Origin of the sequence: Sphingobacterium sp. UBA7249, assembly GCF_002472835.1 — a bacterium.
GTDB lineage: Bacteria > Bacteroidota > Bacteroidia > Sphingobacteriales > Sphingobacteriaceae > Sphingobacterium > Sphingobacterium prati.
Window position 1 is genome coordinate 1 of the sequence record NZ_DKST01000002.1, and the last position, 10,503, is coordinate 10,503.

At 36.9% G+C, this 10,503-nt stretch carries 10 protein-coding genes; 8 read left to right on the plus strand and 2 right to left on the minus strand.

The window, feature by feature from the left end:
• The first annotated feature begins 99 nt into the window (after nucleotides 1-99).
• Nucleotides 100-2,427 (plus strand): TonB-dependent receptor, encoded by a 2,328-nt coding sequence (locus B4A24_RS02385; protein ID WP_293942241.1) that lies wholly within the window; start codon nucleotides 100-102, stop codon nucleotides 2,425-2,427.
• A gap of 6 nt (nucleotides 2,428-2,433) precedes the next feature.
• Nucleotides 2,434-3,231, plus strand: a complete 798-nt coding sequence (locus B4A24_RS02390; protein ID WP_293942243.1) for a DUF4249 domain-containing protein — start codon at nucleotides 2,434-2,436, stop codon at nucleotides 3,229-3,231.
• A gap of 3 nt (nucleotides 3,232-3,234) precedes the next feature.
• Here the strand turns inward: B4A24_RS02390 and B4A24_RS02395 are convergent, their stop codons facing one another.
• Nucleotides 3,235-3,786: a polysaccharide deacetylase family protein gene (locus tag B4A24_RS02395; protein ID WP_409456452.1), complete on the minus strand. Its 552-nt coding sequence runs from the start codon at nucleotides 3,784-3,786 to the stop codon at nucleotides 3,235-3,237.
• Nucleotides 3,787-3,899: 113 nt separating this feature from the next.
• Here B4A24_RS02395 and B4A24_RS02400 point away from each other — a divergent pair, with 113 nt between their 5' ends.
• The 5 genes from B4A24_RS02400 (at nucleotide 3,900) to ispE (ending at nucleotide 9,045) form a co-directional block, all read left to right on the plus strand.
• On the plus strand, nucleotides 3,900-5,279 hold the full coding sequence (locus tag B4A24_RS02400) for a TolC family protein (RefSeq protein WP_293942249.1): 1,380 nt from the start codon (nucleotides 3,900-3,902) through the stop codon (nucleotides 5,277-5,279).
• A gap of 21 nt (nucleotides 5,280-5,300) precedes the next feature.
• Complete coding sequence (locus B4A24_RS02405) at nucleotides 5,301-6,605, plus strand: efflux RND transporter periplasmic adaptor subunit (protein WP_293942251.1); 1,305 nt, start codon at nucleotides 5,301-5,303, stop codon at nucleotides 6,603-6,605.
• A gap of 107 nt (nucleotides 6,606-6,712) precedes the next feature.
• On the plus strand, nucleotides 6,713-7,675 hold the full coding sequence (locus B4A24_RS02410; protein WP_293942254.1) for a helix-hairpin-helix domain-containing protein: 963 nt from the start codon (nucleotides 6,713-6,715) through the stop codon (nucleotides 7,673-7,675).
• Nucleotides 7,662-8,189, plus strand: a complete 528-nt coding sequence (locus tag B4A24_RS02415; RefSeq protein ID WP_293942257.1) for an adenine phosphoribosyltransferase — start codon at nucleotides 7,662-7,664, stop codon at nucleotides 8,187-8,189. Before B4A24_RS02410 ends, B4A24_RS02415 begins: the two co-directional genes overlap by 14 nt.
• A gap of 34 nt (nucleotides 8,190-8,223) precedes the next feature.
• On the plus strand, nucleotides 8,224-9,045 hold the full coding sequence (ispE, locus tag B4A24_RS02420) for a 4-(cytidine 5'-diphospho)-2-C-methyl-D-erythritol kinase (RefSeq protein WP_293942260.1): 822 nt from the start codon (nucleotides 8,224-8,226) through the stop codon (nucleotides 9,043-9,045).
• Between the two features lie 62 nt (nucleotides 9,046-9,107).
• On the opposite strand, the gene B4A24_RS02425 is transcribed toward ispE, so the two are convergent.
• Nucleotides 9,108-9,953: an ATP cone domain-containing protein gene (locus tag B4A24_RS02425; RefSeq protein WP_293942263.1), complete on the minus strand. Its 846-nt coding sequence runs from the start codon at nucleotides 9,951-9,953 to the stop codon at nucleotides 9,108-9,110.
• A gap of 128 nt (nucleotides 9,954-10,081) precedes the next feature.
• Here B4A24_RS02425 and B4A24_RS02430 point away from each other — a divergent pair, with 128 nt between their 5' ends.
• Nucleotides 10,082-10,378 (plus strand): YgaP family membrane protein, encoded by a 297-nt coding sequence (locus tag B4A24_RS02430; protein WP_293942266.1) that lies wholly within the window; start codon nucleotides 10,082-10,084, stop codon nucleotides 10,376-10,378.
• Nucleotides 10,379-10,503 lie beyond the last annotated feature (125 nt).

Sequence of the window (10,503 nt, forward strand, 5' to 3'; positions counted from 1 at the left end):
AAACAGAATATTAATAAGGAATTTAAAGTTGCATTAGCGATTTTGAATAACAAGTTGGCTTTTCTATTTTAGTTGCAGATTTTAAAGCTGCCGCTATATATGCTGATCAACTGTAAAAAGTGCTCATTTCTCTTGTTGTGCCTACTGAGTGTTTTATTCACTTTTGGGCAAGAGAAAATTACCTTGAGTGGAATTATCAAAGACGTCAATTCGGGCGAAACATTAATTGGAGCTTTAATTCGCGTTCAAGACGCAAATGTTAGCGGATATTCAAATAATTATGGGTTCTATTCCATTACGCTTCCTGCAGGAGAACATCTTATTGAGGTGTCTTATGTAGGCTATAACCGCATTTCCCAATCAATCAATCTTACGGAAAATAGAAAGCTTGATTTTGAGCTGAACGACAACTCGACGACAATCGAGGAAGTTGTTGTTTCTGGAAAGCGTCAGAATGAAAATGTGGCGAGTCCGCAGATGGGAAATCTGAAGTTCACAATGGAGGAACTGAAGAATGTTCCAATCCTCTTTGGTGAGAAAGATATTTTAAAAACTATTCAATTGTTTCCAGGTGTGACAAGTGGTGGAGAAGGTAGTAGCAATTTTTATGTTCGAGGGGGCGGGGGAGACCAGAATCTAATCTTGCTGGATGAAGCTCCAGTTTACAATAGTTCCCACCTTTTTGGTTTCTTTTCTACGTTTAACTCAGATGCCATAAAAGATGTCAACTTTTATAAGGGTGGTGTTCCAGCACAGTATGGAGGCAAGATTTCTTCAGTTATGGAAATAACGACATTGGATGGAAATAATCAGCATTTTAATGTCGAGGGTGGGCTGGGGCTGATTGCATCACGGCTTAAGGTAGAAGGACCTCTACAGAAAGGGAAAAGTTCGTTTATGATATCTGGCAGACGTACCTATGCTGATTTATTTTTGAAACTGTCAAGTGACGAAAATATAAAAAAAAGCGCGCTTTTTTTTTATGACCTCAATGCCAAGTTAAATTATCGGATTAACGATAAAAATACGATCTACTTATCTGGATATTTTGGTAAGGATGCGATGGCCTACCATGACTTATTTGATTTCAATTGGGGAAATGCGACCGGAACTATGCGCTGGAATCATGTTTGGAATAGCCGTTTATTTAGTAATACGACATTGATATTCAGCAAATTTAATTACCAAGTGGAAATTGAAGACGATAATAATTTTAAGATTCGCTCGGATATATTCAACTATAATTTTAAACAGGATTTTCAATATAGCCTCTCGGATCGTCATAATTTAAAGTTCGGCATACAGGCAGCATTGCAGGAAATTCGTCCCGCGAGCATCGAAGCAGGTGAAGATTCTAAAGTAAATTCATTGCGTATTCAGCATCGCAAAGGGCTGGATATTGCTGCATATATTTCCGATGACTGGTCAATAAATGATAAGCTTAAATTGAATTACGGGGTCAGGTCAACAGCTTATGCGACATTAGGGCCAGGTACATTCTATCGCTATGACAATGCTGGTGAAGCTATTGATTCAACTTATGTTGGGCGTGGAGAGATGGGCAAAAAATATGTTTATCTGGAACCTCGTATTTCTCTCAACTATGCCCTGAACGAGCAGACAACATTAAAAGCTTCTTATAATACAAATGTCCAGTACTTACATCAATTGAGCAACACAACAAGCAGCCTGCCTACCGATCAATATGTATTGAGTAATAATACGATCAAACCGCAGTTGTCCAACCAGTATTCGCTGGGCTATTTCAGAAATTTTGCATCTAATAAATATGAGTTTTCGATAGAGGGATACTATAGGGATCTTAAGAATCAGATCGATTATAGAAATGGAGCCGATTTACAGGCGAATGAATTTTTAGACGGAGAGCTTTTATTTGGCAGAGGCAGGGCATTTGGTATTGAGTGGTTTATAAAGAAACGACTAGGACGGTTAAATGGCTGGATAAGCTATACTTTATCCAAAAGTGAAAGACAATTTGATCAGATCAATGACGGACAATGGTTTAACGCACGCCAGGATAAGACGCATAATATAGCTGTTGTGGCGCAGTATCAGCTGAATCCAAAATGGAATCTAAGCGCAAACTTTGTATACTATACAGGTGATGCCGTAACAATGCCAGCTGGTAAATATTTTGTTGATGATCGAACGATCTTCTATTATGATAAGCGAAACGGTCAACGTATGCCGGCCTACCATCGATTGGATCTTGCTGCAACTTATGATATTAAGCGTACGAAAAATACTTATTCTAGTTTATCTTTCGGAATTTATAATGCTTATAACCGCAAAAATGCCTATTTGATAGATTTTAGAGAGAAAGAGGGGCAATCCAATGTCACTGAGATATATAGGATCGCATTGTTTGGGACAATACCGTCTGTTACTTGGAATTTTAAATTTTAACGCAAGATGAAAAAGATATTTGCCGGGATGCTCTTGGCGTGGATAACCTTCGTTGGATGTGAAGATAAAATTGATCTTAACTTGCCCGAAAACACGGGACAGCTCGTTATTACTGCTGATTTGATGGTGTCAGATCAACAACATCAAATCAGTATACAAAAAGTAATCGGTCTAAAAGAATCTATGCTGAGCCCCATAACAGATGCGGAAGTGTTCGTTCGAAATTTGCAAAATAATCGGATTTATACCTTTTCGCCAGGTGCCGATGGTTTATATACCAATAAAACATTGCGACTGCAGGAAAAGGCCAGCTATCAGCTGCATGTAAAGACGGCTGATGGAAAAGAAATTGAAGGAACCTCGACGGTGCCAACCTATGTTGATGTGGATTCTATAGGTCTATCAGAACGCATAATATTTACAGATACCATTTATTATCCCACTTTGGTCTTTAATGATCCACCTGATAAAGGGAACTACTACAAGTACAAGATGTCTGTAAATGGTGGTGAGTTGCGCTTTATCGATGTGTTTAATGATAAGTATAATAATGGACTGCAAGTGCAGCATGATATTATTGATCGGGATAGGGATCTTAAACTAGGGGACCGTGTTCGTATTTTGCGTCAATGTATTGATGTAGGTGCCTATAACTACTGGAATAGCTTCCAGATGATTAATCCTGGGGCGGCATCACCTTCTAATCCAATTTCAAATCTGTCCAATGGGGTATTAGGGTATTTTAGTGTTAGTGTGGGAAAGTATTATGAATCTGAAGTAATTTTGTCAAGAACCAGACCATAATCTTCATTCTAATCTTTCTATTTGGTATTGATTTGCCAGGAGAAATTCGATCGTTTTAGGTAGCGCATATTCAACACGGGGAATGGCCTTGATATTGTCATGAAAGATAATAATAGAACCATTTTGAATATTAGGAAGTACGTTTTGAAGACATTTTTCGGGACTAAGGCTTTGATCGAAGTCTCCAGACATGATATCCCACATCACCACACGATAATTTTTGTATAATTTTTTGAGTTGTGTTTTTTTTGCCTTGGCATAAGGAGGTCTAAAGAGATTCGTTTGCGTTAGTTCCTGACATTGAACGATATTATCCAAATAGGTTGTGTCGTTTGTCTCCCAGCCTTTTAAATGGTTATAAGTATGATTACCAACTTGATGCCCTTCTTCTAAAATTCTTTGGAACAAATGTGGATTTTTTTTAATATTTTCACCAACACAAAAAAATGTTGCCTTGACCTGATATTTTTTTAGGATATCGAGTATAAAAGGTGTAATTTCAGGAATTGGACCATCATCAAAAGTGAGATAGACTTTTTTTTCCGTCCGCGACATATGCCAGATTGATTTTGGATAAAGCCAACGTAGGAAAAAAGGGGATTTGACAAAATACATAACCGATAAATGAAGTTCAAATCTATAAAAATTGTATGGTTCTACATATGAACATGAAAAGATTTTATTATTCTGCAGTAATATTTACTGGTTTTTTTCTGGGAACAAACAACCTAATCCAAGCCCAGCAAGTCGTTGGAGTAGCAGAGGCTATACGCATGACATTGGAACGTAATGTGCAAATAAAACAAGCCGAACTGAGTAAAGATCTCACCGCTCAGGACTTGTTTCAAGCAAAAAGTAATTTATTGCCAGACTTAAGTGCTTCGGTCGATCAAAGTTTCCGTTATGGCTTTGGCTTCGATATGACCTCTGGGCGAATTGTTAATAATGCCTGGACTAGAGGTACTACTGGATCGGTTGGATCTAGCGTGAATATATTTCAAGGATTCCAACAAGTAAATCAAATAAAGGCGAATAAATTACAGCTGGAGTCTGCTGCCACACAAGTGGATAAGATTAAAAATGATCTTGTTTTAAATGTCTTGGTGAATTATTTAGAAGCCATTACAAATCATGAATTGATGGTGGCTAGTGAAGATCAGATTGCCTTATCGAAACAGCAATTTTCATTAGATTCCATTCAATTTTCTGTTGGAAATAAGACTATAGCTGATCTCGCGAAATCCAAGAATCAGGTCGCTTCAAACGAATTGAACAAGGTAAATTTGAAGAATTCATATGAAATGTCTTTGTTAACTTTGAAACAATTGATGGAAATGCCTTCTGAAACTGTGATTTCTCTCGAACGTCCGAGTTTGGAATCTGTCTTGGTAAGCGCAGAAGATAAGAATGCCATAGATGTATACCAAAAAGCTTTAGTAAGACAACCAGATATTCGTAAATCCGCATTGGATAGGGAAGTCGCATTAAAACAAATAGACATTGCCAAGGGCGGGTATTACCCAACGCTCAATTTGAATGTGAGCTATGGTACGAATTATTCTTCGGCAACAACTAGGCAACGTGATCCTTTAGATATTACATCGGTATATCGTGTACCTTTTAGGCAACAGGTGTCGGACAATAAATCTTTTTTTACAGGTTTATCACTTGCTGTCCCAATTTTTTCCAAGAACCAAAACAAGGTGAATGTCGCAAAAGCTAAGATTGGTCTAAAACAGGCTGAGGCTAATGAACAATTGGCAAAAAATAATTTAAATAAGGCAGTTAACCAAGCAGTGTTAGACGTAAGTGCTGCCAAACAAAGCTACACCTCTGCAATCACTGCTTTCGAAAGTGCCGAAACAGCTTACAAAGCAACCAAGGAACGGTACGATATCGGAATGGCAAATTCTCTGGAGCTATTTACTGCACAGACTGAACGTAATAAAGCTGAATTTGATCTTATTCAAGCGAAATATAATGTAATATTCAAATCCAAGATTATTGATTATTATTTAGGAAATCCAATTCAATTCGACAACAATTAACCTATTTGATTAACAAAGACAATGGCAAAGAAAAAACGTAGTATAGTAAGAATTCTATTAATTGTAGTAGCTCTCTTGGCAATTTTTGTTTTTATTGGCTTTAAGGCCGGGTGGTTTGGAAAAGGAGATATTACCAAAGTTGCTGTAGATGTTGTGAAAGAAATCGATGTAGATGAACTGGTATCTGCCAGTGGAAAAATACAACCGGAAATAGAAGTTAAACTAAGTTCTGAAGTTTCAGGTGAGGTTGTTGAACTCAACATCAAAGAAGGTGATTTTGTGAAAAAAGGACAGATACTTTGTCGGATCAAACCTGACATCTTGCAATCTGGTTACGATCGCTCTGTCGCAGCAATGAATTCACAACGTGCTAATCTGGCTGCTGCACAATCACAGCTAAAACAACAGGAAGAAAATTTTAAAAATGTGGCGGCAACTTACAAGAGAAACCAGGAGCTTTTTGAAAAAAGAGTTATTTCGGCGGCTGAAATGGATAAGAGTTCTTCGGAATACTTTTCGACCCTGGCAGCTATCCAGGCGCAAAGAGAAACCGTGCGGTCAACAAGATATGGTATTGATCAGTCTCAGGCGTCTGTTAAAGAAGCGCAGGATAACCTCAATAGAACAACCATTTATGCTCCGACAGATGGAATTATTTCGCTACTTTCCATTGAGCAGGGAGAGCGTGTGGTAGGAACTGCGCAAATGGCTGGTACTGAAATAATGCGTATTGCGAATATGTCGTCAATGGAGGTAAATGTCGATGTCAATGAGAACGATATCAATAATGTTAAAGTCGGAAATCAAGCAGAAATTGAAGTCGATGCTTTTCAAGATAGAAAATTTAAAGGTATTGTCACCGAAATCGCAAGTTCGTCCAAAAATATCGCAACAACAACTGCGGCGACATCCTCAACTGATCAAGTAACAAATTTCAATGTCAAGGTACGTATCAGCGCAGAATCTTACCAGGATCTTATTAAAGAAAATGTAGCTTCTCCTTTCAAACCAGGATTATCTGCCACTGTACAGATTTTCACGAAACATGCGAAAGGTTTGGTCGTGCCCATACAGTCTGTTACTGTAAGATCCGATGATAAAGATTCGACCAATACAAATAAGAAAATACAAGAATACGTATTTATCTTAAACGGTGAGGCTGTCAAGCAGGTTCCGATTAAAACTGGTATTCAAGATGATAAAAATATTATTATTCTTTCAGGTCTAAAAAAGGGAGATCAGGTTGTTTCTAGGCCATTTGATGCCATTTCCAAAACTTTGAAAGAAGGCAGTAAAGTGGAAAAAGTAGATAAATCGGTACTATAAAATTATTGTAGTATCAATATTTAACAAAAGGAAGGTATTTTTTAATACCTTCCTTTTTATTTTCCTTCTAATTGATTAAATTTATATAACCCAACCCTTAGCAGCTTATGAAAAGGTTATTGACTTATTTTAAATTTAATAAAACAGAGCAAAATGGGTTCTTTGCTATATTAGTGATAATCATTTTATTTAGTATCGTGTATTCCTTATTGAACAGGGAAAGTAAACAGGAGCCGATTGCGCATCATGCTCGAGTTTTTGAACAGTCATTTCATGATTCGACTGATGTTGTTGATTATCCGAATAAGAAATTTTCCACTACTGATATTCATTTGGAAAAGAATGCCATTTCAATGGATTCGGATGAAACGCATAGCAAAGGTGATGTAAAACTATTTTATTTCGATCCTAATAATCTATCACAAGATGATTGGCGCAAGCTTGGGCTCTCAGATAAGCAAATTGCGGTTATTAAGAACTACGAGAAAAAAGGCGGCCGATTTAGAGATAAAAGTGATGTTAGGAAAATGTATTCTATCAATGAAAAATTATATAAAAGACTCGAACCATTTATCCGTATAAAGAAGGAAACAACAACTGGAAGTACAATAAATAAACCAAACTTATTTTATGATAAATTTGAAACTGATAAGGCCGAACTTATCGATATTAACACCTGTGATACGACGGCATTGATGAGCTTGAAGGGGATCGGTACAGTTCTTTCTAAGCGTATACTGAAATATAAAGAGGTGCTTGGTGGGTTCTATCGAATAGAACAATTAAAAGAGGTGTATGGGGTTACTTCCGAAACCTACGATTTGATAAAAGACCATATTACTATTTCTAATTTAGAAGGGGTTAAAAAAATCGATATTAACCAGATTGATGCCATTTCATTGGGTAAACATCCGTATCTTAGCCCAAAGGACGCGAAGTTAATCGTTAATTATCGAGAGCAACATGGCAATTATGCTAATATAGAGGATTTTACCAAGATAGGTACACTTTCAGATCTTGCTATTGCCAAAATCGCGCCGTATTTAATATTTGAGAATGATTCAAGATAAATTGAAATTGGAAATCCGGGATATTATGGATTTTCCAAAACCGGGTATTGTCTTTAAAGATATTACCCCCTTGTTGAAAGATGCTGAGTTATGCAATGAAATGATCGATGCGATTATTGATCAACTTCAGGGAATTGAAATTGATGCTATTGCGGGTATTGAAAGCCGCGGATTTCTTTTTGGATTTTTACTTGCCAATAGATTAGGTCTGCCCTTTATCCCTATACGTAAGCAAGGGAAATTACCATTTAAAACAATTGCTGAATCTTATGCATTGGAATATGGTCAGGCAACAATAGAGATCCATGAAGATGCTTTTGAAAAAGGAAGCCGTATTTTGATACATGACGATCTTTTGGCGACAGGTGGGACTGTTGTGGCTGCGAGTAAACTGATTGAAAAATTGGGTGGAGTGATCGCTGCTTATAGTTTTATTATTTCATTGGACTTTCTCAAAGCAAAAGGCAGATTGTCCCGCTTTAGCGATTCAATCTGCTCGTTGGTGAGCTATTAATAGAAAATTTAGATGTTGATTTAGACGATATCTCATGATACTCTTTGCAAATGCTAAAATAAATATCGGTCTGCAAGTTACAGCCAGGCGAACGGATGGCTACCATGAATTAAATAGCATATTCTACCCACTAGCAATCTATGATATTATAGAGCTGTTAGAGACAAATGCTGAAACATCTTCGTTAACTATTCGAGGTGAATCTGTACCCGGAAATATGGTAGATAATCTCTGCATGAAGGCCTATGCGCTGTTAAAGAAAGAATTTGATATTCCATCTGTTACGATTGATTTAATCAAACAGATTCCGATTGGAGCTGGGCTGGGAGGAGGGTCGGCGGATGCATCTTTCGTGTTGAAAGGACTCAATGAATTGTTTAAACTAAATTTGACAAACTCACAATTGAAAAAGTATGCTGAGCAATTGGGGGCAGATTGTCCGTTTTTCATTGATAATATGCCGGTGTTTGCCACTGGGATCGGTACAGATTTTAAAGATATTTCGCTCGACTTACATGAGTATTATATGGTTGTTATTATGCCAAATATTCATGTTTCTACAGCTGAGGCATATAATGGAGTGAAGCCAACTCCTTCGGAGGTCAATCTCGAGGAAGCAATCCGATTGCCTATTCAGGAATGGAAATTCCATATTCGAAATGATTTTGAAGATCGTATTTTTGATACTTATCCGGTATTGAAAGAAATCAAAGAAAGATTATATCATAAGGGGGCGATATATGCCTCTATGTCTGGATCTGGCGCTGCTGTCTATGGTATTTTCTGGGAAAAGATGGATTTAAATGAGTTTTCCAAGTATGGTAAGATCTATTATCCCGTTGTGTTAAAAAAATAATACCAGGATTATATGAATAAAATAGGCATACATGATATATGCCTATTTTTTAGCTAGTTGTATTAATGTTCTTCCTCCACTTTGTAGTCTATTAGTTCGCGGGCTTCGTTAAGTACTTTTACTTTTCGTTCGTTGTCAAGTTCAAGGATATCCAATTTCTCAGGATTGTTTACAATATCCTTTACCAAGATCAATTGATTTTTTAATAGCTGTTGTTCTTCCAAATCCGAAAGTGTGGTTAAACAAGTGACAGGGTAAAATACAGCTTTATCGACTCTTCTTTTTATGCTATTTTCTTGAGGGTAGTCCCAAGAGAGTAGATTGATGTCATAATAGTTTGCAAAGTCTATTGAATCCTTTGTGAAGTATGCATTGGTAATTAGCCAACCTTCCTGAAATTGCAATGTTTTACCGAAAAAATCGTAATCAATTCCACTAATATCTTTGAATCTTGAGAGATAGTACATGGGGGTAGTAACCGAAATTTTAGCGTCAATGTCATTTCTAAATTTGCATTCTGCTGTCATCAACTTACCGTCTTTATATGCGACGACATCCAATTCATGAGAAACAGCATGGCCCTGTACCGTTTGTCCCGTTATACTTTCATAACCGATCGACCGAAGCAAATGTGCAATATATTTTTCGAAGTAGAAACCCTCTGGTCCTAAATCACGTAACGCTTTCTTTAGGCTATAGCGCGCGGCAAAAGAGTTTCGAACAGTTTTTAGTTTATCGAAAGCGAGTTGATACAATTCCCTAGTTGAAATACCGTCATACATCTCATTGACAACACTGTTATACACGTGATTCACTTGATCGTTATTTGCACCCGAACGGGAAAGAGAATGCCGTAAAGCTTCACCGTTAAAAGGTACCAATTCACCTGAATATTTTTTGACTTGCATGAATATTTAATTTTATATACGAATATAGAGATGTGATTCGAGAAATCGTATAAAAACTATTATTCTATTTCTAAACTTTTTTGGACCATAATTTGTTTATCTAATGAAATACTTAAATATAGATAATTATGAGTAACCTATTGACATTTGCATTTGACAAGATTAAGGCTAAGATAAAGGACGATTGTATCGAAGAGAATATTGGTACATCCGAACGTGTGCTATCTGTAATCGCAGGCGGCTTTATTTTAGGTCTAGGTGTGAAAAAGATTCTTAAATCGCCACTGACAGGGTTTTCGGGCTTGACCCTTGGAGGAACTCTAATTTATCGAGGCGTAACAGGCCATTGTGATGTAAAGAAGATGCTGGAAGATAAGAATGTTGAAAAAATCGAAGTCATCGAACATCGTTATTTTGTCAAATAGTAATTTTAGCAATTTGATTGGCTATTTTTCTGTCAATATATAATTGCACTTATTGAGTGTTCCATAAGACGTCGCCATTAATACGATAAAAAGGTGACCCTTGAAATATTCTAAACGCAGGATGC